Genomic DNA, 23371 nt, shown 5'->3' on the forward strand with positions numbered 1-23371 from the left:
TCATACTCCTTTATTCCATAAATTTTGAATTTGCCCTATATCTTGCCTCTTTGTTTTATACTTTAAAGAAAGAAAAATAGAGCGTAAAACCTCATAACTTTTCTCTAAATTATCATTAATAATGAGATAATCATACCCCTCAAGCTCTTCCATTTCTTCGCTAGCATTTTCAAGCCTTTTGTCAAGCTGTGCTATTGTATCAGTGTTTCGCTTAAGAAGCCTTTTTTTTAACTCCTCCTTGTTTTTCGTTGTGATAAAAATAGAGTCAATTTGATCTCCTAAACTCTCTTTTGCAATCCTAAAACCTTGCACATCAATGTCAAAAATGACAATTTTTCCCTCATCTAAAGCCTTATTTGTATGCCTTAAAGAAGTGCCGTAAAAATTCTCATGCACCCTAGCCCACTCCAAAAAATCTCCATTTTTTATGCCATTTTGAAATTCTTCTTGGCTGATGAAATGATAATGCACCCCATTTATCTCACCATCTCTAGGCGTTCTTGTTGTGGAAGATATGGAAAAATAAAGCTCGTCTTTAAATTCCTCAAAAAGCTTTTTAAGTAGGGTTGATTTTCCAGCTCCACTAGGACCGGAAATGAGCAAGATAAAGCCTCTCAATGCCCTTCCTCATCAAAACTTATCTTAATATTTATATTCATATTCATACCCTTAAGTGCGGCTTTTAGCGTATCATCTTTAATGCTTGCACTTATCGCCTTGCTAATGCCTTGACTAAGCTCTTCCATAAGCTCATCTTGTGAAATTTTAAGCTCTTGCTTTTCAAAATCATTTTGTATTTCTGTCTCTTTTGTGGTCTGTTCCTCTTCAAAATTAACTTCCTCGCCTAAAGCTTGTTTGATATCCCTTTCTTTTAAGTTGGCAAATTCATCTAGTTCTACATTTGGCACGACAAGCTCTTCATCGCTAACGCCTAAAACTTCATCATCTAGCACGGGCTCATCTTTAAATTCCTCTAAAACTTTCGCCCCATCTTCTTGATTGATATCCATATCAAGCTCATCAAGTTGCGCTAATTCATCTTTAATTTGCTCTTCTGTGCTTAAAGGCTCATTTTGTGTCTCTTCTTGTTCATTTTCCTCGACCACAGGTAAAGTTTCTTCAGCTTCAACACTCTGCTCTTTTTCTTGTCCCAAAAATTCGGCATCTTCTGGTAAATCATCAAAACTTACCTCGCTCTCTTGCTCTTCAACCATAGGCAAAAGATCTTCTTCGCTTTTTAAATTTTCAACTTCTACATTTTCACTTTCTTGCTCATTTTTCAAATTCTCAAGTTCTAAATTTTCGCTTTTCTCTTCGCTTTCACTTTCTAAAGTTTCTTGTTCGCTTTCTTGCCTTTCCTCTTCCTCGCTCAAATTTAGCTCCAAATCTTCTTCTTTAACTTCTTCTTTTAAATTTTCATCTAAACTTAAATCTTCAAGACTTTCTTCGTTTGAAATTTCTTCATTTTCTAAATTTTCACCCTCTAATTTTACATCTTCTAGCTTTTCAGGCTCCAAATTCTCCCGTTCCTCTTCTTGTTTGTCCAAATTTTCTTCTAAAGAAAGAGTCTCCTCGCTCAAATTTTCACCTTCTTGTTCCTCATCTAAGCTTAAATCCTCAAGCCCCACTTCTCCCACCTCTTCTTCCTTGCTCTCTTTCTCATTTGGCACATCGTCCAAATTTAAAGCATCTAAATCAAGGTTTAAATTTGCGTAAGGATTTTCATCTTCTATCACAGCTTCTTTTGACGGCTCTTGGCTTAATAAATTTAAAAGATCTGTCGGCAAAAAAGGCTTAGATAAAATTTCTACATCAAGTTTGCACTCTTTATTGCGAGGATTAAGATAGATAAGCCTTTTGCATTTGTCTTTTAGGAAATCAAGGTCGGCTTGCGTGTCGCTATCTACGATAATCACATCATAAATTCCATCCTCGTAAGCACTCAACTCACTGATTTCATAAGACATTTTTTGCGCACTAAGATTGATAAGCTTAGAAACAACAGGATTTTCATTTAAAAGTAAAATTTTCATCATCTTTCCTTAAAAATAATTGCTTATTTTATGATAATTTTTTTTATTATTAGCTTAGGTAAAAAAAAGAGTTTGCATATTTGAAAAAACCTCCACAATAAGTTCTTTAAAATATTCCATCATAATAAGCAAAATGGCGATTAAAACCACAAAAGCAAGGGCGATTTTAATAGGATAGCCAATTACCAAAAGATTAAATTGTGGCATAGTTTTCATCAAAATGCCAAAAATCACATCGGCAAGCAAAGAAATGGCAAGTATAGGAAAAGCCATAGTAAAGCCTATCACAAACACGCTCAACATACCAGAATTTAGATATTGCATAAAATTTTCGCTAGGATAAAAGCCACCGAGATTAATATAGGTTAAACTTTGACTTAAAAATAAAAGCATTAAATGATGTCCATCAAAAGCTAAAAAGAAAAGCAAAGCGAGTAAATTTAAAATTTGTGAAGTAACAGGCATATTAATACCCGAGCTAGGATCTAGCACACTTGCCATAGTAAAACCCATAGTAAAAGCTATTTGCTCACCTGCCATCATTATGATAACAAAAACAAATTGGATAATAAGTCCTGCTATCATACCAAAAAGCACCTCGCTTAAAAGCTGCAAGATAAAAAAACTATCCAAATGCAAAACTTCAATTTTCGCTAAAGGATATAAAAACATCGTGAGAAAAAACACTATAGTTGTTTTTACCACCATAGGAATGCTATTATGCGAAAAAAAAGGAAAAAATACAATAAGACCACTAAGTCTAGCAAACAAAAGCATAAAAGTTGCTACATTTTTATCGCCTAGATAATTAACAAATTCCATTTGTTTTTAAAATGTAGGTTTTATCACAAAGACTTGCAAGCGTGTCATCGTGCGTTACGAAAAACAAAGCGGCATCATTTTCTTTAACATAATCCATCAAAATGCGTAAAACATTTTGAGCGTTAGCAAAATCTAAATTTCCCGTCGCTTCATCAGCAAAAATAATGCGTGGTTTTTTACAAAGCACCCTAGCGATGCTCACTCTTTGCTGCTGTCCGCCACTTAATTTGCCTATTTTTTGATCCAAAAGCATATCTATACCTAACTTTTTTAATAACTCTTTATCTAAATCCTGCTTAGATAAAACACTAGCAAGTTCTATATTCTCTAAGGCACTAAAGCCTTTAAAAAGATAGTGTGCTTGAAAGATAATGCCAAAGTCCCTACGGCGAATTTCAAGCCTTTTATTTTCATTTAAATCATATAAATTTTGATTTTGGTATAAAACAATGCCAGAATTTGGCTTTAAAAAAGAAGATAAAATATGCAAAAGCGTAGATTTACCACAGCCACTACTTCCTTGAACAGCTATGCAATCTTTAGCTCTCAAAGATAAGTTTAAATTCTCAAAGAGCGGATAATCAAAGCTATGACTTAAATTTTCCGCTCTTAGAAGTTCCATTTTAGCCTATTTGTGCGGCAACCTCTGCCGCGAAGTCTTCAGTCTTTTTCTCCAAGCCCTCACCTACTTCAAAGCGGATAAATTCGACTATTTTAATCGAACCTCCCAGCTCTTTTTCTTTTTCAGTGATTACTTGCGCAATGGTTTTTTTATCATCCATTACATAAAATTGTCCCATTAAGGTTAATTTGCTATCAAGCTGTGAATTCTCGGCGATAAAGCTTTCTATCTTACCCGGGATAATTTTATCCCAAATTTTCTCAGGCTTATTTTGAGCTTTAAGCTCTGCTTTAATATCCTCTTCAGCCTGCTTTAAAATAGCTTCATTAAGTTGCTTACGACTAGCAAATTTAGGAATTTTATGCTCTGGCTTGTTAGGATCTTTAAGTCTTCTTCTCTCTTCATTTTCCTTTTCAAGCTCTGCAACCAAAGCCTTATATTCACTCTCTACAAAGTCCATATCAAGCTCATCATAGCTTAAATAAGTCGGTTTCATCGCTGCTATATGCATACAAATTTGCTTTAAAAAATCCTTAGCTTTATTTGCCACTTCAGTGCTTTCACAAGCTGCCGCAATGATAACTCCCACGCGTCCATTTGTGTGAATATAACCATTCACCACACCCTTTTCACCTGCCTTTAGCGTGGCAAATCTTCTCACAACCAAATTTTCACCTATGGTCGCAATTTGACTTTTTAAATATTCTTCAAATTTAACACCGTTAATCGTGCTAACTTGAAGCTCCTCAATGCTCTTAAGACTATGATTTTGAATATGTGCAGTAGTATCTTTAGTTAAGGCAATAAATTGCTCATTTTTAGCGACAAAATCTGTTTCTGAATTAATCTCACTCACAGTTGCACTAGTAAAATCATCACTTACCTTAACGCTTACTAAACCTTCAGCTGCAAGTCTATCAGCTTTTTTAGCAGCCTTACCCAAACCTTTCTCTCTTAAAAGCTGAACTGCTTTTTCAAAATCGCCCTGAGTCTCCTTTAAAGCGTTTTTGCAATCCATCATTCCAGCACCCGTGCTTTCGCGTAGCTCTTTGACCATTTGTGCAGAAATTTCAGCCATTATTCTTGCTCCTCTTCAAAATCTTCTTCACTCATAGCTTCTTCTAAAACTTCTTGTTTTTCTTCTTCGCTAATTTCTTTTTCTTCGCTTTCTACAACGCCATCTTGCTCTCTTAAAGCCTTGCCCTCATTAATAGCCTCAGCCATTTCTTGACAAAAAAGCTGCACAGAACGAATCGCATCATCATTTCCCGGGATAGGATAGGTTACTAAATCTGGATCGCAATTTGTATCAAGTGGTGCTACCACAGGAATTTTAAGTCTATTTGCTTCAGCAACGGCAATTCTTTCTTTCACAGTATCAATTACAAAAATCATATCGGGCTGACTTTTCATATAACGAATTCCACCAAGATAAGCGAGTAATTTTTCTTTTTTTCTTGTTAGCATTAAAGCTTCTTTTTTAGTTAAAAGCTTAATACTTCCATCTTCTTCCATTTTTTCTATCACTTCGAGCTTACGAATACTTTGCCTTATCGTGCCAAAATTTGTCATCATACCACCAAGCCAACGATGATTCACATAAGGCATACCACATTTTTCAGCGTATTCTTTAATGGCTCCGCCTGCTTGCTTTTTAGTGCCGACAAAAAGTATAGTTTTGCCCTCAGCAGCAGCGTCTCTAACGATATTATAGGTGTATCTAAAATATCTTAGGGTCTTTTGCAAGTCAATCACATAAATACCCTTTCTCTCACCAAAAATGTATTTTTTCATTTTTGGATTCCAGCGTCTTGTTTGGTGCCCAAAATGCACACCACATTCTAACAAATCCCTCATACTAACCATGAGTTTCTCCTTATAATTTTAGCTTTTTCCTCCGCATCCCTTCATCACCTAAGCAGCTAAATAAGGACTGATGCGTGTGAAATAAGCCGTGATTATACAAAATTTAAGTTTAGTTTTTACTTAGATAAAGAAAAGTCGCCCAAAAGGCGACTTGCATTAATGTAGTTTAGACCAGACAGAACGCTTCCATAAAATCGCAAAAATACTAAGAATCACAAAGAAAATCATAATGTAAATTCCAAGACTTTCTCTTTCTTCTTTTTTACTATCGCCCACTTTTTCAATGTAAGAAATCACTTTCGCTTGTGTGGCTTCATTTAAACCTACCCTTGGCATAGCCGTTCCTGGAAGAAGTTTTTGCGTATTATTGACAAAATCGTTAAGATACTGCTCTCCTCTACTTCTTATCATCATCGATAAATCAGGCGGAACAGAACCTAAATAGCCCTTTAAATCATTTTTAGCTGAAGGACTAAAAAAGCCATCATACCTCATATCGTGGCAACGACCGCAAGACTCGACAAAAAGCATTCTTTCTTTAGCAAAGATTGTTTCTTTCTCCATTAAAGCAGTTTTTTCAGCACCTTCTTCAACTTTAGCGTATTTTTCTTCGACCTCTTGTTTAATTCTAGCATTTTCTTTTTCTTCAAATTTTAAAGCCATCTCTTTAAGATAAGCAATCACATCGGCTATGTTTTGATTAACAATTTTCTCGCTCTCGCCAGAAGTTTCACTATTATAAGCTGTCATAATAAAGGCATCACCAAATTTATGATCAACCTTCAATGCTAAAGCTGGATTTAAAAGCAAAGCAGCCAAAAATTTCTCATCGTAAAGCAAAGCAGCCGAGCTTAAATCAGGCGGTATCACACCATAAGCAGAAGAATCTGTAAAATTTGAAGCGATCCCATCTTCTTTTAAGCCGTGGCAAGCAAAACAATTGCCTTCAAAAAATGCCTTACCCTTAGTCGCATCACCTTTTGCAAAATCTATTTTTTCCACACTAGCCCAAAGTGCTTCATTCTTTGCTAAATTTTCTTTAGCTACATCAAGGGCTTTAGTCGCATTTTCTACTTGAGTGGCATTATTTTCTTTTTGCGCCTGAGCTAAAAGGGCTTCTTTGTCCGCAACTACACCTTTAGCAAAGCTCAAGTCCTCTTCCGCAAAATTAAAATTCGCAGGGCTTACATAAGGCTTCATTATAGAGTGTGCGTAAGGCTCAACACCCCAATATGTAAGAGCTGTAAATACAACTACAACTAAAAATATCTTTAATTCTCTCATTTTTTAGCTCCTTTTTTTTCCATTATTGTAATCATAGGTAAAACTACAATAAGCAACAATAAAAATACGATAGAAGCATAAAATCCTACCCAAGCATTGATGCCTGTTGGAGGCAATTTACCATACACAGTTAAAACGATTAAATCTACAAGTAAAACCCAAAACCATATAAAAAATAGAGGTCTTTCATGAGCTGGTTTGACCACATCACTTCTATCAAGCCAAGGAAGCAAAAAGAAAATCACTTGAGCGATACCAAAAGCAGCCAAGCCTATATCAAAAGCCTTAATACCACCCACATCAAAGAAAAAGCCTCTTAAAACTTCATAACTCCACAAGAAATACCACTCAGGATAAATATGTGCTGGAGTTTTAAGAGCATCCGCTGGGTCAAAATTGATAGGATCCATAGCAAAGCTAAATTTAAAGCTTACCAAATAGAAAAAGAAAATCATAAATAAGCTAATATACACAAAATCCTTACTTAAAAAGCCCGGCCAAAATGGTATAACCTTAGAGCCTTTTGTATCTCCTGCCATATATTTTTCCGCTTCTAGGTCAAAGTCTAATTCTTCAGCTATTTCATTATTGACATGTGGAATTCTTAAGGAATAAAAGTGAAACACTATAATCATAATAATCACAATAGGAAGCAAACAAACATGAAGCATAAAAAATCGCGTCAAAGTAGGGTCAGATACCGCATAATCACCCCTTATCCACACAACTAAAGCATCGCCTATGAAAGGAATTCCGCCAAAAAGATTTGTAATAACTTGAGCAGCCCAATAACTCATCTGTCCCCAAGGAAGCATATATCCACTAAAAGCCTCAGCCGAAAACACGACAAATAAAAGCATGCCGCTTATCCATATCATTTCACGACCCTTTTTATAAGAGCCATAATAAATCCCTGTAAGCATATGAATATAAATGACCAAAAAGACCACAGACGCCGCCACTCCGTGCATATGACGCCACAGCCAACCATACTCAACCTCTTGCATAATAGTTTTATTAACACTATCAAAAGCTAAAGCCACATCAGGCTTATAATACATCACAAGTAAAAGCCCTGTTACAAAAAGTATGGTAAAAAGCGTGGTTAAAATCACACCCATAGCCCATAAAAAGTTAATTTGTTTTGGTATCCAGTATTTATTCATCAATACATCAAGCAATTTGTGAACCGCGAGTCTTTGATCAAGCCAATCCACTATGCCATTTGCTTTTCTAATCTGTGCCATCTTAAGCCTCCGCTACCATTTTTTGATACTCAGGACCCTCTTCTCCTAGAACGAGTTTTGTCCCCTCTATTTTAAAAGGAGGAATATCAAGCGGTCTTGGAGGAGGTCCAAAAACATTAACTCCACTAATATCAAATTCGCCTCCGTGACAGGCACATTTAAAAAGCTGTTCGCTTGGAGCATAGGCAGGAATACAGCCCAAATGAGTGCAAAGTCCTATTACAACGGTGTAGGAAGCATTTTCTATCACTACATCACGCTTTGAATCTTTTGCCATATCCGCAGCCTTTTTTAAAATAAAAATAGGCTTTTTACGCCACTCTATCGTTCTAAGTTCGCCATCTTGCATAGAGCTTAAATCCACCGTGGTAAAACCAGCCGCCTTAACGCTAGGAAGTGGGTCCCAAGTCTTTTTCATCGCTACAAGTGAAAAAGCACCACCCACAGCAGCCACAGCTCCAAATGCAAAGCCCATAAAGCCTCTTCTACTTTCAGAGATAGCCATAATTTTCCTTTCCTTGAAATTTAATTTAATAAACCTAGCAGTTTATCTAAAATAAAATAAATTTTTTCTTTTTTGCTATTTTTGTTTAAAATTTCTAACTTGAAACTTAAAAATTATTTACTTTTATTTTTTGTTTTAATATAAATGTGTAAAATGTCTAAAGCAGCAGGGGTGATCCCGCTAATCTCACTTGCAGCAAAAAGTGTAGGCGGTCTAAATTTTTCAAGCTTTTCGACCACTTCATTACTCAAGCCGCTTACATTTTTAAAATCAAAATCCGCTGGGATTTTAAGAGAGCTTAAGTCTTTCATTTTTTCCACTTGTGCTTTTTGCATAGTGATGTAATGATAATATTTTGCCTCGCTTAAAATTTCTTGTAAAGAATATGCGTCCATATTCTCAAAAAATGAGTCAAGTTTGCGTAATTTACCCACATCAAAACTCGCTCTTGCGACTACTTTTTGAAGACTTACAATAGAAGTAATTTTCTCCTCACCTAACTCCTTTAAAAAAGCGTTATTTTCATTACTTGGAGTTAATTCTTTAGTTAGCAAAAAATTTAATCCTCGCTCGATATTTTCACGGCTTTTCTCTATCATTTGAAATTCTTTTTCGCTTAAAAGCCCAAATTTAAAGCCATATTTGCCTAGTCTAATAATGGCATTTTCTTCCCTTAAAAGTAACCTAAATTCCGCCCTTGAAGTAAACATTCTATAAGGTTCTTTCGTGCCTTTCATTACCAAATCATCAATCAAAACCCCAATATAAGCCTCATCACGCCCTAAAATAAAAGGCTCTCTATCTTCCAAAGCTAATGCGGCATTAATCCCAGCCATAAAACCCTGAGCGGCGGCTTCCTCATAGCCTGTCGTGCCATTAATCTGCCCCGCACAATATAAATTTTTAACCTTTTTAAGCTCTAGGCTGTGATAAAGCTCGGTTGGGTCAATATAATCATACTCAATAGCGTAACCAAAACGCGTTATTTTGGCATTTTCAAAACCCTTAATGCTTTTTAACATTTGCGTTTGCACCTCGTAAGGTAAAGAAGTCGAAAAGCCGTTAATATAATACTCGCTAGCCTCTTTAGTTTGCGGCTCTATGAAAAGATGATGGCTTTCTTTATCGCTAAAGCGGTTAATCTTGTCTTCTATGGACGGACAATATCTTGGTCCCACGCCCTCAATTTGCCCAGTAAAAAGTGGAGCTCTATAAAAATTATCTTTAATGATTTGATGTGTATTTAAATTCGTCCTTGCGATAAAGCAAGGCAGTTGCGTAGGTGAAAAATTCTTCGTTCTAAAACTAAAAGGCTTAGGCTCCACATCTCCGTGTTGAATTTCCAAAACGCTAAAATCAATGCTTTTTGCATCCACTCTAGGGCAAGTTCCTGTTTTAAGCCTACCTATCTTTAAGTCAAGTTTTCTTAAGGAATTTCCAAGCTTTATAGATGCCATTTCACCTACACGCCCTGCCTCAATTTGATTTTCTCCTATATGAATCAATCCATTTAAAAAAGTGCCTGTGGTAAGAATTATTTTTTTCGCGTAATAATTGTGATTTAAATTTGTTCTAACGCCTTTTATTTCATCATTTTTGAAAATTAATTCTATAACTTGCTCTTGGGAAATTTCCAAATTTTTAAGCTGTAAAAGCTTATTTCTAGCAATAATGCGGTAGCGGTCCATATCAATTTGTGCCCTACTACCTCGCACGGCTACACCCTTGCTTTCATTTAAAATGCGAAATTGAATACCCGCCTCATCGGTAATTTCTCCCATTAAGCCACCCATAGCATCAAGCTCTTTTACTAAATGCCCTTTAGCTAGTCCCCCTATGGCAGGATTGCAACTTGCCGCACCAATTTGCTCAATAAGAGTTGTTAAAAGAAGAGTTTTCTTACCCATTTTAGCAGCAGTAGCACTCGCCTCTATGCCGGCGTGTCCGCCACCTATTACGATAATATCATACATTATAAGCCTTAATTTTTTTAAAGGCTGAAATTATATAAGAATTTAGCAAATAAAATCACTTTGCTTCTTGCAAAGAAAAAATAAGCTCATTATAGCTTTTATGGGAATTTTTACAAAAATCTCTTAAAAATTCCACACCTCTATCCAAACTCATTTGTTCAAATTTTAAAAGCTCATTATAAAGAGGCTTAATTTGCTCTAAGGCTTTAGCATTAGGCTTTCTACGCACGGAATAATAGCCTATGATTTGATTATTGACATCAAAAGATGGCGTTACATTAGCAAAAACCCAGTAATAATCATTATTTTTCGTCTTATTTTTTACAAAAGCAAAAATTTCCTCGCCCCTTTTCATATAATCCCATAAAAATTTAAACACAGTGCGAGGCATATCCTCGTGTCTTACTATATTGTGCGGTTTATATAAAATTTCGTTCATTTTATAACCTGCATATGTTAAAAAATCATCATTTGCATAGACAATTTTGCCTTTTAAATCTGTCTTTGAGGTAATAAGACAATCTTTTTCTAAAAAAATTTCCTTCGCCATACTTATTCCTCTATTTTAAGCTTTGCTAAAATTTCCGCACTCTTACCCTCTAATGCTGTTACCTTACTAACTATGGAGTCATAAGCTTCCTGTCCTATATATGCGGCTTTTGACTCTTCTATCGCACAGCTTGCATTTTCTTTAATTGCCGCTCTTACCTCATCTAAATCCTCATCACTTACAAGCTCATTAATAATCATCTTAGTTCTTTCTTCGTGGCAAAGATGTGAAATGGCATCAAAGCTATTTAAATCAAAATTATGTGTGCCATTAAGGGCGAGATAGATGTTGGATTTATAGAGTATATGATCAATCTTTGCGACAGATAAAATGAGTTTTTTTGCAAAGGAGGTAAAATTTACACCAAGTTCGGAGCTGTTTTCTTCAAGTCGCTTAAATGCTTGAGAGAAATTTGAAATGCGTTCTTCTGAATTGCTAACAATGTCGAAGACTTGTTCGCTTCCTGATTGTATATTGTCAAAATCTTGTTGCATTGTTTGTATAGCTATGGAAATTTCGCTCGTTGATTTTTGTGTTCTTTCTGCTAGTTGTCTTACTTCATCTGCTACGACTGCAAAGCCTCGTCCGTGTTCTCCAGCCCTTGCTGCTTCAATAGCAGCATTAAGTGCTAACAAATTTGTTTGATCTGCTATATCGCGGATAACCTCAATCACCGAAGTGATATTTTGCGAATTTGCCACAAAAGCTTCCACCGTTTCCTTGCTAGAATTAACAACTTCCATTAAGGTATTCATAGACTCTTGCAAAGATATGACCTGCGAACCATTTTCGGTAGCGACCTTAGTGATAGAATAAACCACATCGTAAATATTATTCATCGCATTAATATCCGCATTTAAAGAAGTTGTAATGCGCGACATATCTTTATTTTGACTGCCTAAGCTTAAGTCCATCAAAGTCTTAGAAAGAGCGTTTTTAAAGGCTGATTTTGCCGTTACCTCTATATTAGATAAAGCCTTATTGATAAATTCTATATTGTGAGCAAAAATTCCTTTTAAACCTTCAGGCAAAGCCTTGCGATAAAATTCATTATTTTGCGAACAGGTAATGGAGGTATTAATTTCTCTTAAATAAGCCTCAAGCCCATCTATCATATTATTTAAATTATCGGCGATTTGGGCGAGTTTCTTGCTTTTACTCTTAATGTAAATCACCCTTTTGTCAAAATCTCCCTCTTTAAGATAATTAGAAAGCGCAAAAAGCTTTTCTATCATCTCACTTTCATCTTTATGTAACAACATAGCATAAATAAGTAGCACAACCGCAGCGACAAAACACACCGACCCAACATAAACATTAAGCATAAAACTTAGCAAAATTCCAGCTACATTTAGCATAATCGCTGACACAAAAATACTTTTCATCATCTTCCTCACTTTAAACTTAACTTAAATAATTCTCAAAATTCTAAGATAAAACCACGGATTATATTTAATAGAGATTAAAAAAACTCTTAATTATTTTCTTGTAAATCAAAAATTAACTGATTGTAAGTAACCTTATAAGAATTGACAACTTCCATTAAAGTTTCCACACCAGCTTTAATGCCTCCTTGCTTTTCCTTTTCAAGCAAGGTTTTATAAACACTTTCCATTATAGGGATAGCTTTAGCATTAGGCTTTCTACGCACGGAATAATAATTAATAATATTACCATTTTCATCAAAAGAAGCTGTAATATTTGCAAAAACCCAATAATAATCTCCACTTTTTGCCTTATTTTTTACAAAAGCAAAAATTTCGTGTCCCTTAGTAATATAATCCCACAAGCATTTAAACACGGTGCGTGGCATATCCTCGTGCCTTACTATGCTATGTGGCTTATATAAAATTTCGTCCATTGTATAGCCTGCGTATTTTAAAAAATCATCATTTGCATAAATAATATCACCCCTTAAATCTGTCTTTGAAGTAATGAGTGTATCATCTGCTAAAACTATCTCTTTCACCACTAATCCCTTGTAATAAAATATTTATAAAATATTTTATTTTTATTAATTAAAACAAAATCTTGTTTATTATACCAAAAATTCAGCCCTTAAATCAAAAAAACGCTTATAAAACTAATTTTAGCTACAATTATTAAATAATTTTTATTACAAAAGGGTAAATTTTGTCTCTTTTCATCACAAAAGAAAAATGCAAAAATATGCTCAAAAGTCTTGCTTTTTGGGTTATTTTGGGCATTATTTTGGGCATTATTTTGGGCTGTGTGCATAAGGAGTTGGCTTTAAATGTTAAAGTTGGAGTGGATTATTTTATCCACGCCTTAAAAATTCTCATCGGTCCCATTATTTTTGTAACGATTATTTTAGGCATCATCAGTCTTGATAATCTTAAAAAAGTTGGCTCCATAGGGCTTAAATCCGTGATTTACTTTGAGCTTGTTAGCACTCTTGCTTTGGCTGTTGGAATTTTCATTACAAATATTTTAAAACCAGGCGCAAATATGAATTTAAATCCTAATGAAATCGATAGCAAAGGTATAGAGCAGTATCTTGCAAAAAGCAATGCCGACCTTAGTGCAAGCTCTGAAATCATACAAATCTTAAAAGACGCTATCCCAACGGATCTCATCAGCCCATTTACGGAGGGAAAAACCTTACAGGTTTTAGTCCTTGCTATACTTACAGCTCTTATCATTTCTTTAATGAAAAATGAAGATAAGCAAAGCATACAAAAAGTCTTTGAAGTCGTGCAAAATTTCGTTTTTAAAATCTTACAAATCATAATGTATTTTAGTCCCATAGCCGCCTTTTGTGCTATGGCTTTTCTCATCGCACAATATGGCTTAAGCTCGCTTCTTAATCTTGGCTATTTACTTTTAGTGATGCTTTTTGCTTGTATTGTGTTTATCTTTGGAATTTTAGGGATTATTTGCTATTTGGCGAAGGTCAATATCTTTAAATTTATGCGTTTTATCGCCGCAGAGGTTTTAATCGTCTTTGCCACAAGCTCAAGCGAATCCGCCCTCGCCCCTTTAATGAAAAAACTCGAAAAAGCAGGAATTTCAAAAGCCACAGTAGGACTTGTTTTATCGACTGGATATAGCTTTAATTTAGACTGCACAAATATCTATTTATCCGTGTGTCTCATCTTTTTAGCACAAGCTTTTGGTGTGAATTTATCCCTTAGCCACGAACTTAGCATTTTACTTGTTTTAATGGTCGCTTCAAAAGGAGCAGTTGGCGTTACAGGCTCTGGTTTTATCGTGCTTGGAAGCACTTTAGCCGCACTTGGCGGTATGCAAATAGAAGAAGCTGGAGGCACTTTAGCAGAAGTTTTACCCATAGCTGCCATTAGCATTTTGCTAGGAGTGGATAAATTTATGTCAGAAATGAGAGCTGTGGGAAATTTGTGCGGAAATAGTGTCGCCGCACTTATCGTTGGCATTTGGGATAAGCAAATTGACTGGGAGAAATTCAATTACGCTATCAATCATCCTGAAAAATTTCGCAACGAAACTTTAAACTAACGATTTCTTTGAAAGAAATCGTAACGATTAATTTCCTCAAATTTGCTTTCATCTTCTTTTAATTGTCTTAAAAAACTTTTATTTAAGCTAAAATTAAAGCCTACGCGGACGGCATTTTGAATTTCATCTTCTTTATTTTGACTTTGAAAAAGATTGAAATTAAGCACCTTATAAGGCTTATAGGTGATTTGATAATTTGCCTTTTCATTATCCTTACTCACATCAAAAATGACGGATTCGTAAGACGGAACAACAAAGCTAAGACCTAATTGCAAATTCCTCTCCACGCTTTTATCTTGAGGCATATAATAATTTGTATAAGCTTTAAGCGTATTTGCATAGCCAAATTCCCCACCAAAACTCGAACTATCGCTATTTTCTTCTTTGTGCTTATCGATAAAGCCATTAACGCCAAACAAAAAATTCTCGTGCATATAGCGATTAATCAAGCCACCAGAATAATTATAGCTTTCTTGAGAAACGAAAATTTCTTTTTGAAAAAGCAAGGAGTCGTTTTCTCCTTCATAAAGAGAAGTGAGGTTTTTCATTTGAAAATTTTCATTTTGAAAATCTAAATTCCCTTCCGTTTGATCAATGCCATTATTTTTTTCAAAAGCACTTGAAAGAGCGGAATTTAAAGCTGCTTGAAAATCTACGCTTTCTTCTTGCACCTCTGGCGTATTATTTTCATATTTAAATTTAAAACGCGTCCAATTGCCCTCTTTATTTTCCTCTAAAGCCTTACCCAATACATCTGCAAAAATAAAAGAATTTTGTGCAAAAAGGCACAACAAAATCCCTATCAATGTCTTTTTCATCATTTCTCATTATAAAAAATAAAAACAAATAAAAGTAAATTTAGAATTTATTAAGTTATATTTAAAACACTTTTGTTAAATTTTTCAGTTTAGGATATTACAATTGTCATTTTACTTTAGCACAAAGGTTTCGCTTTGAAAAAAGATAATTTTCTCGCCTTAGCATTTTTGCCATTAGTTCAGTTTTTTTATGATTTGGGGTTTTAATTATGTTGCCTCTCATCAAGTTATACTTTTTATCCTTGCCTCTATCTTTGGTATTTTTATGGCATTTAATATAGGTGGTAATGATGTAGCAAATTCCTTTGGAACGAGCGTTGGAGCTAAGACGGTTACCATTAAACAAGCCTTAATTATCGTCGCAGTTTTTGAACTAAGTGGGGCGATTTTTGCAGGAGGAGAGGTAACCAAAACGATAAGAAGCGGGATAGTCAATTTCCCAAGCTCACTTGATCCTATGCTTTTTGTCGCCATTATGTTGGCTGCACTTTTAAGCTTTGGATTTTTATAGCGACTAAAAGAGGGTTACCTGTTTCAACCACACATAGCATAGTAGGTGCTAGTATTATGATGGGACTTTTGGAATTTGATGGCACTCAAACCTTAGCTATGGTGAAGTGGAGTGAAATTTTAAGAATAGCCATAAGTTGGATTGCTTCGCCACTTTTAGGCGGTTTGGTCGCTTACATCATCTATTCTTATATAGATAAAAAAATTTTAAAGCCTGCTAAAAATTTAAATGAAGACATCAAAGAGCTTAAAAAAGCAAAAAAACAATTTAAAGAAGAATTTTTTAATGAGCTTAGAAAAAGCGATGAAGAGCAAATTAGAGAGCTTAGTATCATAGCCTTAGATGATGATGAAAGTTTTTATAAAAATAAAATTAAAGAATTTAAAGAAAAAGCCATTGATATTTATGGAATTTTAAAAACCCATATGCCAATTATCGCTTGTTTAGGGACTATGGTTATTGCTTCAATGTTTTTGTTTAAGGGCTTAAATAATGTCAGCACTTTAGATCTTTTGCAGAATTTTTGGATAGTGGGAATTTTAGGCACAATTAGTTATGTCGTTACCTTTGCGGTTGTAAGCATAGTGAAAAAAAACGGAACTTAACAAAACAACCGATAGAATTTTCTCTTGGTTTCAAATTTTTACCGCTTCAAGTTTCGCCTTTTCACACGGAGCAAATGACATTGCTAATGCCATAGGTCCTTTTCAGCCATTTTAGATGTGCTTAAAACTAATGCCACCTCTCCTGTGCCTTTTGCCGCTCTTGCTATGTTTGGCGTGTCTTTGGTAATAGGATTATGGTTCTTAGGAAAAGAAGTTATCACAACAGTTGGTCAAAAACTCGCCTCCATACGCCCTACAACAGGCTTTAGTGCAGAACTTGGTGCTAGCATAGTCATACTTTTAGCCACTCAGCTTGGAATTCCTGTAAGCTCCACACACATTTTAATCGGTGCGGTTTTGGGTATTGGGCTTTATTCTAAAAATGCAAATTGGATTATGATGAAGCCTATAGGCTTGGCGTGGATTATTCACCCTACCAGCAGCAGGCTTAATGGCAGCAGCCGTATTTATGGGCTTTAAAATTGCTTTAGGACTTTAAGCCTTTCTTCATAAAGAGCCATAAGCTCTTTTTTAGCTTTTAAAAGATCATCTGTTAAAAGCTCATAGTGAATTTGTGAGCTTTTTTTATAGCTTTTATCATAATACTCCAAAAGCATAGCAATGAGTTTTTGCCATTGTTCCTTTTTAAAAGCGTCCTCTAAATCTAAACGCAAATTAAGGCTAATATAAGGACTAATTTTTCTTAAAGAAGTATAAAAATTGACCGCATTCATCTTAGCCTTATAAAGCCCTTCTATACGCTCAATTCTCTTTTCTAGTGAAGCAAAACAATGAATTTTGAAGCTTTTTTGCATCGCTTCATAAAGCTTTAGGGGTAGGGTTATCTTGCCTATTTTACGACTTTCGCTTTCTATAAAGGCAAGTTTTGTTTGCATAGAATAAAATAAAGCCTCATCAAAAGCCTTTTGGCTAGGCTGCTTTCCTAAAATATCTCCAAAAGAAGAGCCTAAGTGATTTGCCATTTTTTCTAAATTAATGGAATGCCCTAAAAGCTCCAAAAGCTCCGTTTTCCCACAAGCTGTATTACCACATAGCACAAGTAATTCACATTGCAAAGGTTTTGAAAAAAAGTCGTTTAAATACGCTCTATAAGCCTTAAAGCCACCCCTTAAACGCACAACCCTATATCCTAGCTCACTTAAAATCACCGCCATAGACTTTGAACGCAAACCTCCTCTAGCACAATAAATTCCAACCTTAGCACCGATTCTAAACTTGTCTGTAAAAAGAGGGATATGTTTTGCCATATTGGCACAAATATACTCAGCGCCCTTAGCTTTGGCTTTGGCTTGATTATGCTTATATAAAATGCCTATTTCTTGATGTTCTTCGCTATTTAAGGCGTAAAAATTCAAGGCTTTATTAAGATGAGAGTGAGAGTATTCAAGCGGACTTCTCGCATCAATTAAAGCATCAAATTTTTGCTTTAAAAACTCTGCATAATCAAGCTCTTCTAGCATTAAAAGCCTTAAGTAGTTTGTGATAAATTTTTTCTAAATCCACACCGCAAACCCTCGTTTGTCCTATGGAAGTGATGAAATTCGTATCTCCTATCCAACGCGGCACTAAATGATAATGGCAATGCGGTGCTATACCAGCACCAGCAGCTACGCTTAAATTCATACCGATATTAACCCCACTCGCTTTTAAGTGCTCTTTTAAAATTTGCACTCCCTCTCTCACAAAAAGACTCATTTCCACCCACACTTCTTCGCTTAAATTCTCTATATGTTCTTCGTGTTTATAAGGGATAACCATAAAATGCCCCGGCGTATAAGGATAGCGATTCATCACACCAAAACAATGTTTTGCCCTAAAAAGTATGCCAAGCTCTTTATCTTTTTGAAGTTCACTTACACATAGGCAAAAGGGACATTGCTCACTTTTACCATTTAAATACTCGCTTCTCCAAGGTGCGTAAAGATGCTCCATTAATCCTCACATAAGGCTTTAAGAGCCTTACCCTCATCATTTTGTCTCATAAAATATTCGCCGATTAAAAAAGCATCAACGCCTATTTTTTGAAGCTCTTTCAAAAATTCCTTATCTTCTAAACCACTTTCTGCAATGATAATTTTAGAATTTGGAATTTGAGGGATAAGCTTCTGGCAAAGACTCATATCCATAGTAAAATCGTCCAAATTTCTATGATTAATCCCGATAATATCAGCTCCAGCTAAAATCGCTTTTGTTAAATCTTCTTTATTGTGAATCTCCACTAAGGCTTCAAGTCCCAAATGCCTACTAAATTCCAAAAGTGCCTTAAGCTCTTTTGTGCTTAACATTTTTGCGATTAAAAGCACAAAATCCGCCCCATAAACCAAAGCTTCTAAAATTTGATACTCATCGAAAATAAAATCCTTTCTAAGCAAAGGAATTTGCGTATAACGGCGTATAAGACTAAGATATTCTAAAGAGCCTTTGAAATAAAAAGGCTCCGTTAAAATAGAAAGTGCGGCGGCGGAATTTTTTTCATAATTTAAGGCTATATTTAAAGGGTCAAAATCTTCTCTTAAAATTCCCTTACTAGGACTAGCCTTTTTCACTTCAGCGATGATTTTTATCTCATTACCAACTCTTTTTAACGCCTTGCAAACATCTTTTGGAAAAAAGGGATTAGCCGCTAAAGAGCGTCCAAGCATATCGTAAGGTAGAGTAAATTTGCGCTTTTCTAATTCTTCTTTTGTTTTTAAAAAAATTTCATCTAAGATCATTTAAACAAGCCCTTATCGCTTTTTGATGCTCTTTGCTTTCACTCGAATTTGCGAATTCTTTATCCACAAAAGTCTTTTCTAAAAGCCCCCAAGCCTTTTTGCAATCTTTTAATTTATAATAGCCCCACGCCAAAGAGTCTAAATAATAAAAATTATTCGGCTCTTTTTGAAGAGCAAGCTCCACAAATTCCATACCCTTTTTAACATCTAAGTCATAATCAATCAGCAAATAACCATAATAATTTAAATAAAGGGGGGAATTCTCTTTTGTCATCGCTTTTTCAAATTTTTTAGCCACACTTTTAGCGACCTCTAAACTAGGCTTTGTATTAAAACTAGCTTCTTCAAATTCAAATACCGCCGCACGAAGCAAATGCTCCTTATCTCCATTTTTTTCATAAAGCTTTAGGCTTAATTCTTTTGCCTTGTCAAAACGCTTTAAATTTTGTAATAAAAAAACCTTAAGTTCATCGTCTAAGTCATACTGAAAGGCTAAATCTAGGGCTTTTTGCCTTTGATTTTGCTTGATATAAATTTCAATCAAAGCGAGTAAAAAATTCTCATTAAAGCTTAATTCATAAAGCTCTAAATAAAGACTTTCAAGCTCTTTATAATTTCTCTCATCTAAATAAATTTTTGATAAAAATACACAAGTTTTTAAAGTGCAGCTTTGCTTTTGACGCATATCAATAAGAAATTTCTTCATACCTTTAATGTCATTTAAAAGTGTGTAAATTCCTATCATTTTTAATGCCATTGCTTCATTTGGTAGTTGCTTATAGGCGATTTTATAATATTTTAAGGCTTCTTTGAGCTGATTTTTCCTTAGTAAAATATCTCCATAAAGCTCGTAATTTCCGGGATAATCATCATTTTTTAAAAGCTCAAGAGTTAATTTCTGTGCCTTTGCTAAGTCCATATTTGAAAGAGAGTAAAGCACACTTAAACGCTTGATGTTAGGATTTGTTTGAAGAAATTTTTGTGCTTTTTCATTAAGTTCTTTTGTTTTGCCTAAATTATGCGTTAGACTTAAAAAGAAAGCCTGCTCTAAAAATTTAGCCTCGCCATTTTTTTCATACAAATTTAAGTAAATGTCCCTAGCACACTCAAATTCGCCATAATATTCACACACAAAAGCTTTCATTAAATCCTTATCAAGCGTATTTTCCATCACAGGTTTAAATTCTGCTTCAATGTGATGATTCTTATCCGCACAAGCTCCTAAAAAAAGACAGGCGATTAAGATAAATAAGTAATTCCTATACATTCTTTTTCCAATTCCTTTTTATGTGTTTTAAAATAGTCCCAAAAGGGAAAGCTTTTACACTGCGTAGGACGCAAAGCATAAATGGAACAATTTCTCCTCTTTATATCAAAAAAAATACAAGCAAAGCCATCCTCAAATTCCTTTTCTTTTAAGCTAAATTTAAAGCCAACCTTTCTTAAAAAACGCTCCCTAAATTCTAATTCGTCAAGCTTAAAATGCTCTCTTAAAAGTCTAATTTCTTCTTGATTAACAAAAATATTACCACTTTCTCCCGTGCAGCATTTACCCCCGCAACTTTCGCATTTACTTTCATCAAAGCTATATTTAAAGCCCTCTTTTAAAATCATAACTTTCAATCCTAAATTTCGTGTTAAGCTCTCTCATTTCCTTGCTTAAAATTCCTTCCTCATAGACAAATAAGGGTGAACTTATTTCGCAAAGACTTTTTGCACTTTTAGCTACTTTTACTAAAATAAGCCTTGCTTTAACACCCTTTTTGCTATGAATAAAGCGAATTTTAGTCATTTTTAGCTTGTATTTCTCTAAAATCACACAAATTTCACTCAAAGCCAAAGCCTCATAACAAAAATAAAACACTCCACGCGGAGTAAGTAAAGAATTAACGCCCCTAACCAAATCCTCAAGCGGTAAAAAAGAAGCACTTTTACTCATACTCTTATGTAAATTCGTGCTTTTTTGCGCTTCTTGCCTATAAAAAGGGGGATTACAAACGATGCAGTCAAATCGCTTTTCATTTTTAAATTCTTTAAAATCTTTATGTAAAATTTCCGCTTCAAAATTATTTTGCTTTAAATTTTCTTGAATTAGCATAATATTTTCTTTTTGAAGCTCCAATAAAGAAAGCTTTAAATTTGTGTTAAAACTTTTAAGTAAAATCCCTATAATCCCACAGCCAGCACCTACATCTAAAAGTGTTTTTTGATTTAATTTATCCTCTAAAACAAAAGCACTTAAGAGTAAGGAATCACTATTATAACGATAAGCATTTGAAAATTGAAAGAATTTTAAAATTTGCATTGTAACCTTGTGGTGGTGGAGACGAGGGGAATTGAACCCCTGTCCAAAAATAGCCCAAAAAAGACCTCTACATACTTAGCAAAGATGACTTTTTCATCAAATTCCGCTCATCTTCCAAAACTTAAAAATTTGACTAGACTAAACTTCGCCCTAAGGTGCGTCAAGCCTTAAAACTACACTACCAAAAATGACTAAAACTTAAGCTAGATAGTATCGCTCAAGCTCTAGGCTCAACTGAACTCACGCAACTTTAGCGTAAGCAGGAGCAAATTTCGCGTTGTTTGCGTTTAATTTTATTTAGGCTTTTTACGCTTGCCCAAAGCGGTATGCCATCCTAGTCAAACTACTCCTGTCGAAGCCAGATCGTCCCCATTATTTAGAAATAACATTTGGAACATTAACAATTAAAGGATTAAAAATAGCTAAAACAGAAGCATCATTTTCATAACTTCTACAATATTTCTCAAACTGATCGCCAAGCAAAAGCATCCAGTCCATAAATTCCTCACTCGCAGGTCCCTCAAAACGCTTTGCCTGTGCCATCATCTCCTCACAAAACACACAAAGGTCCGTTACCTCATCTAAGCTCAGTCTCCTCGCAGCCCAAGCGGTATTGTGTGCTAGAGTTTCAAGCTCATTTATAGCTTCTTTATATTTCATCTTATCATTTCCAAGTTTTATAATCAAAGGCTCAAACCCATCGCACATCGTGCGAAAAAATTCTAAAAATTTCTCCACTTCATCGACATCATATTCAAGTTCTAATTTCGTCAAAATTCCCATAATATTATTCTAACTCCAAATCAAACATTTTGAAATTATAACAAATGTTTTAAAATGAGAAAAACATCTTTGAATTCTCAAATTAATTGTATCAATCTTGATTTATTGATACAATTTTAATACACTTCTTCTCAAAATAAAATCAGAGGTATGTATGCAAGTCTCACAAATTTTTATAGGATATTTTCTCTGCTATTTTATAAAACTCTCTTTGTTGTTTTAAATAATTTATTGACTATGATGGAAAATTTTTATGAGTTATGTAGGCTTCATCATTTTTATACTCACTTTACTTTGCATTTATATCCGTCCTTTTAATTTGCCTTTGTGGGTGTATAGCTCTCTTGGGGCGGCACTTTGCTTGGGATTGTGAGTTTGAGCGATGTGGCGTTTGTGTGGGGTTAGGATTTATGAGCGATTTTGCTTCAAATACATTTATCTTTTCAAATCTCACAAACATCATCACCGCAGATTTTTTTACAATCAAATTTATCGATTTCGCTTTAACTATGGCATTACCACAGCTTTTTGTGATCCTTGCTACCCTCGTGCTATTTTGGATTTTATTTACACGCAAACTCCCAAAAACGCTAGAGTTTAAAGTGCATACACAAGCTTTGCCAAAGCCTAGTATTACGCTATTTTGTTTTGCCTTAACCTTACTTTTGCTCTTTGGCATTGCTCTTTGCGCTAGGCGTGGCATTTTTAAGCACGCTGTGTGGAATCCTAACGCACAAAATTGCACTCACACAAATGCTTAAACTTGCCCCTTTAGGTATTGTAACTTTTAGCTTGGGGTTATTTATCGTGGTATTTGGGCTAAATAATATGGGGCTTGTTGGCTGAAGGGCTTTTGATACTCTGCCATTGTTCGCACAAATCTTTAGCGTAGGTATATCTTCAAGTCTTGGCTCTAGTGTGATAAATAATTTACCTATGGTCCTGCTAGGGGATTTAGTGCTAAAGGATTCTAGCAACGCATTTATTTTTGCTCATTTGCTCGGCTGCAATGTCGGGGCAAAGCTTACTCCCATTGGCTCACTAGCGACTTTGCTTTGGCTTTTTAGCCTTAAACGCTACGGAATTAGCATTAGCTTTTTGCAATATATGCTAGCAGCTTTGCTTATCGTGCCCTTTGTGCTTTTTCGGACTTTTGGGACTTTGGCTTTGTGCGATGATGTAATAATATTTTAAAATATTTCTATATTAGTTTTTAT

At 34.9% G+C, this 23371-nt stretch carries 24 protein-coding genes, 1 other RNA gene and 1 pseudogene; 4 read left to right on the forward strand and 22 right to left on the reverse strand.

Annotated elements, in window-relative coordinates:
* From gmk to cetC, 13 genes are all read right to left on the reverse strand, one after another.
* On the reverse strand, positions 1-618 hold the full coding sequence (gene gmk / locus NYG92_RS00885) for a guanylate kinase (protein ID WP_220515619.1): 618 nt from the start codon (positions 616-618) through the stop codon (positions 1-3).
* A complete protein-coding gene (locus tag NYG92_RS00890) occupies positions 615-2036 on the reverse strand; it encodes a hypothetical protein (RefSeq protein WP_432264794.1) in 1422 nt (473 codons plus the stop codon). Before NYG92_RS00890 ends, gmk begins: the two co-directional genes overlap by 4 nt.
* Before the next feature lie 51 nt (positions 2037-2087).
* Positions 2088-2855: a flagellar biosynthetic protein FliR gene (gene fliR / locus NYG92_RS00895; protein ID WP_214140626.1), complete on the reverse strand. Its 768-nt coding sequence runs from the start codon at positions 2853-2855 to the stop codon at positions 2088-2090.
* Positions 2842-3477 (reverse strand): ABC transporter ATP-binding protein, encoded by a 636-nt coding sequence (locus tag NYG92_RS00900; RefSeq protein ID WP_270976278.1) that lies wholly within the window; start codon positions 3475-3477, stop codon positions 2842-2844. Before NYG92_RS00900 ends, fliR begins: the two co-directional genes overlap by 14 nt.
* A 1-nt stretch (position 3478) precedes the next feature.
* Positions 3479-4555: a translation elongation factor Ts gene (tsf, locus tag NYG92_RS00905; RefSeq protein WP_115633087.1), complete on the reverse strand. Its 1077-nt coding sequence runs from the start codon at positions 4553-4555 to the stop codon at positions 3479-3481.
* Positions 4555-5343 carry a 30S ribosomal protein S2 gene (rpsB, locus tag NYG92_RS00910; protein WP_004277670.1) on the reverse strand — a complete coding sequence of 263 codons (789 nt, stop codon included), beginning with the start codon at positions 5341-5343 and terminating at the stop codon, positions 4555-4557. The genes tsf and rpsB overlap by 1 nt, the downstream gene beginning before the upstream one ends.
* A 156-nt stretch (positions 5344-5499) precedes the next feature.
* Complete coding sequence (locus tag NYG92_RS00915) at positions 5500-6627, reverse strand: c-type cytochrome (protein WP_289233240.1); 1128 nt, start codon at positions 6625-6627, stop codon at positions 5500-5502.
* Positions 6624-7874, reverse strand: coding sequence for a cytochrome b (locus NYG92_RS00920; protein ID WP_289233241.1), 1251 nt, complete (start codon positions 7872-7874; stop codon positions 6624-6626). Before NYG92_RS00920 ends, NYG92_RS00915 begins: the two co-directional genes overlap by 4 nt.
* 1 nt (position 7875) lies before the next feature.
* The gene (petA, locus tag NYG92_RS00925; RefSeq protein WP_214140629.1) at positions 7876-8379 is read right to left on the reverse strand and encodes a ubiquinol-cytochrome c reductase iron-sulfur subunit; all 504 of its coding nucleotides are present in this window, start codon (positions 8377-8379) and stop codon (positions 7876-7878) included.
* Between the two features lie 113 nt (positions 8380-8492).
* Positions 8493-10352, reverse strand: coding sequence for a tRNA uridine-5-carboxymethylaminomethyl(34) synthesis enzyme MnmG (gene mnmG / locus NYG92_RS00930; RefSeq protein ID WP_289233242.1), 1860 nt, complete (start codon positions 10350-10352; stop codon positions 8493-8495).
* 55 nt (positions 10353-10407) lie between these two features.
* The gene (gene cetB / locus NYG92_RS00935; RefSeq protein WP_257439327.1) at positions 10408-10902 is read right to left on the reverse strand and encodes a bipartate energy taxis response protein CetB; all 495 of its coding nucleotides are present in this window, start codon (positions 10900-10902) and stop codon (positions 10408-10410) included.
* Positions 10903-10904: 2 nt separating this feature from the next.
* Positions 10905-12290 (reverse strand): bipartate energy taxis response protein CetA, encoded by a 1386-nt coding sequence (cetA, locus tag NYG92_RS09150; protein ID WP_027303612.1) that lies wholly within the window; start codon positions 12288-12290, stop codon positions 10905-10907.
* An 86-nt stretch (positions 12291-12376) separates the two neighbouring features.
* A complete protein-coding gene (gene cetC / locus NYG92_RS00945; protein ID WP_270965889.1) occupies positions 12377-12871 on the reverse strand; it encodes an energy taxis response protein CetC in 495 nt (164 codons plus the stop codon).
* A gap of 200 nt (positions 12872-13071) precedes the next feature.
* On the opposite strand from cetC, the gene NYG92_RS00950 reads away from it, so the two are divergent.
* Positions 13072-14397 (forward strand): cation:dicarboxylate symporter family transporter, encoded by a 1326-nt coding sequence (locus tag NYG92_RS00950; RefSeq protein ID WP_289233287.1) that lies wholly within the window; start codon positions 13072-13074, stop codon positions 14395-14397.
* Here the strand turns inward: NYG92_RS00950 and NYG92_RS00955 are convergent.
* Positions 14394-15218: an inverse autotransporter beta domain-containing protein gene (locus NYG92_RS00955; protein WP_289233243.1), complete on the reverse strand. Its 825-nt coding sequence runs from the start codon at positions 15216-15218 to the stop codon at positions 14394-14396. The two genes, NYG92_RS00950 and NYG92_RS00955, sit on opposite strands and share 4 nt — an antisense overlap.
* 132 nt (positions 15219-15350) lie before the next feature.
* Here NYG92_RS00955 and NYG92_RS00960 point away from each other — a divergent pair.
* Positions 15351-16830: pseudogene (locus tag NYG92_RS00960) on the forward strand (inorganic phosphate transporter).
* Here NYG92_RS00960 and mnmH read toward each other — a convergent pair.
* The 8 genes from mnmH to NYG92_RS01000 form a co-directional block, all read right to left on the reverse strand.
* On the reverse strand, positions 16808-17812 hold the full coding sequence (gene mnmH, locus NYG92_RS00965; RefSeq protein ID WP_289233244.1) for a tRNA 2-selenouridine(34) synthase MnmH: 1005 nt from the start codon (positions 17810-17812) through the stop codon (positions 16808-16810). The pseudogene NYG92_RS00960 and the gene mnmH overlap by 23 nt on opposite strands.
* Positions 17796-18284 (reverse strand): HIT family protein, encoded by a 489-nt coding sequence (locus NYG92_RS00970; RefSeq protein WP_270976272.1) that lies wholly within the window; start codon positions 18282-18284, stop codon positions 17796-17798. The genes mnmH and NYG92_RS00970 overlap by 17 nt, the downstream gene beginning before the upstream one ends.
* Positions 18284-19066 (reverse strand): indole-3-glycerol phosphate synthase TrpC, encoded by a 783-nt coding sequence (gene trpC, locus NYG92_RS00975; RefSeq protein WP_289233245.1) that lies wholly within the window; start codon positions 19064-19066, stop codon positions 18284-18286. Before trpC ends, NYG92_RS00970 begins: the two co-directional genes overlap by 1 nt.
* Positions 19053-20333, reverse strand: coding sequence for a tetratricopeptide repeat protein (locus tag NYG92_RS00980; protein ID WP_289233246.1), 1281 nt, complete (start codon positions 20331-20333; stop codon positions 19053-19055). Before NYG92_RS00980 ends, trpC begins: the two co-directional genes overlap by 14 nt.
* Positions 20306-20680 (reverse strand): YkgJ family cysteine cluster protein, encoded by a 375-nt coding sequence (locus NYG92_RS00985; protein ID WP_289233247.1) that lies wholly within the window; start codon positions 20678-20680, stop codon positions 20306-20308. Before NYG92_RS00985 ends, NYG92_RS00980 begins: the two co-directional genes overlap by 28 nt.
* On the reverse strand, positions 20658-21371 hold the full coding sequence (locus NYG92_RS00990; protein ID WP_289233248.1) for a tRNA1(Val) (adenine(37)-N6)-methyltransferase: 714 nt from the start codon (positions 21369-21371) through the stop codon (positions 20658-20660). The genes NYG92_RS00985 and NYG92_RS00990 overlap by 23 nt, the downstream gene beginning before the upstream one ends.
* Before the next feature lie 13 nt (positions 21372-21384).
* Positions 21385-21742, reverse strand: a transfer-messenger RNA (tmRNA) gene (gene ssrA / locus NYG92_RS00995).
* Position 21743: 1 nt separating this feature from the next.
* Positions 21744-22154, reverse strand: coding sequence for a histidine phosphotransferase (locus tag NYG92_RS01000; RefSeq protein ID WP_289233249.1), 411 nt, complete (start codon positions 22152-22154; stop codon positions 21744-21746).
* Between the two features lie 395 nt (positions 22155-22549).
* Between NYG92_RS01000 and NYG92_RS01005 the strand changes: the two genes are divergently transcribed.
* Positions 22550-22915: an ArsB/NhaD family transporter gene (locus NYG92_RS01005; protein ID WP_289233250.1), complete on the forward strand. Its 366-nt coding sequence runs from the start codon at positions 22550-22552 to the stop codon at positions 22913-22915.
* Between the two features lie 157 nt (positions 22916-23072).
* Complete coding sequence (locus NYG92_RS01010) at positions 23073-23348, forward strand: ArsB/NhaD family transporter (protein ID WP_289233251.1); 276 nt, start codon at positions 23073-23075, stop codon at positions 23346-23348.
* Positions 23349-23371 lie beyond the last annotated feature (23 nt).

It is taken from the genome of Campylobacter felis, from assembly GCF_030250085.1.
In the GTDB taxonomy this organism is placed as follows: Bacteria; Campylobacterota; Campylobacteria; order Campylobacterales; family Campylobacteraceae; genus Campylobacter_D; species Campylobacter_D upsaliensis.

Bases quoted from the DNA above. Each gene is read 5' to 3' on its own strand.
- NYG92_RS00920 (WP_289233241.1), bottom strand. From the start codon at position 7,874: ATGGCACAGATTAGAAAAGCAAATGGCATAGTGGATTGGCTTGATCAA.
- NYG92_RS00970 (WP_270976272.1), bottom strand. From the start codon at position 18,284: ATGGAGCATCTTTACGCACCTTGGAGAAGCGAGTATTTAAATGGTAAA.
- NYG92_RS00950 (WP_289233287.1), top strand. From the start codon at position 13,072: ATGCTCAAAAGTCTTGCTTTTTGGGTTATTTTGGGCATTATTTTGGGC.
- NYG92_RS00980 (WP_289233246.1), bottom strand. From the start codon at position 20,333: ATGTATAGGAATTACTTATTTATCTTAATCGCCTGTCTTTTTTTAGGA.
- cetA (WP_027303612.1), bottom strand. From the start codon at position 12,290: ATGATGAAAAGTATTTTTGTGTCAGCGATTATGCTAAATGTAGCTGGA.
- NYG92_RS00890 (WP_432264794.1), bottom strand. From the start codon at position 2,036: ATGATGAAAATTTTACTTTTAAATGAAAATCCTGTTGTTTCTAAGCTT.
- tsf (WP_115633087.1), bottom strand. From the start codon at position 4,555: ATGGCTGAAATTTCTGCACAAATGGTCAAAGAGCTACGCGAAAGCACG.
- rpsB (WP_004277670.1), bottom strand. From the start codon at position 5,343: ATGGTTAGTATGAGGGATTTGTTAGAATGTGGTGTGCATTTTGGGCAC.
- NYG92_RS01000 (WP_289233249.1), bottom strand. From the start codon at position 22,154: ATGGGAATTTTGACGAAATTAGAACTTGAATATGATGTCGATGAAGTG.
- mnmG (WP_289233242.1), bottom strand. From the start codon at position 10,352: ATGTATGATATTATCGTAATAGGTGGCGGACACGCCGGCATAGAGGCG.
- NYG92_RS00955 (WP_289233243.1), bottom strand. From the start codon at position 15,218: ATGATGAAAAAGACATTGATAGGGATTTTGTTGTGCCTTTTTGCACAA.
- trpC (WP_289233245.1), bottom strand. From the start codon at position 19,066: ATGATCTTAGATGAAATTTTTTTAAAAACAAAAGAAGAATTAGAAAAG.
- NYG92_RS00915 (WP_289233240.1), bottom strand. From the start codon at position 6,627: ATGAGAGAATTAAAGATATTTTTAGTTGTAGTTGTATTTACAGCTCTT.
- cetB (WP_257439327.1), bottom strand. From the start codon at position 10,902: ATGGCGAAGGAAATTTTTTTAGAAAAAGATTGTCTTATTACCTCAAAG.
- NYG92_RS00900 (WP_270976278.1), bottom strand. From the start codon at position 3,477: ATGGAACTTCTAAGAGCGGAAAATTTAAGTCATAGCTTTGATTATCCG.
- fliR (WP_214140626.1), bottom strand. From the start codon at position 2,855: ATGGAATTTGTTAATTATCTAGGCGATAAAAATGTAGCAACTTTTATG.
- NYG92_RS00990 (WP_289233248.1), bottom strand. From the start codon at position 21,371: ATGCAAATTTTAAAATTCTTTCAATTTTCAAATGCTTATCGTTATAAT.
- mnmH (WP_289233244.1), bottom strand. From the start codon at position 17,812: ATGCTAGAAGAGCTTGATTATGCAGAGTTTTTAAAGCAAAAATTTGAT.
- petA (WP_214140629.1), bottom strand. From the start codon at position 8,379: ATGGCTATCTCTGAAAGTAGAAGAGGCTTTATGGGCTTTGCATTTGGA.
- NYG92_RS00985 (WP_289233247.1), bottom strand. From the start codon at position 20,680: ATGATTTTAAAAGAGGGCTTTAAATATAGCTTTGATGAAAGTAAATGC.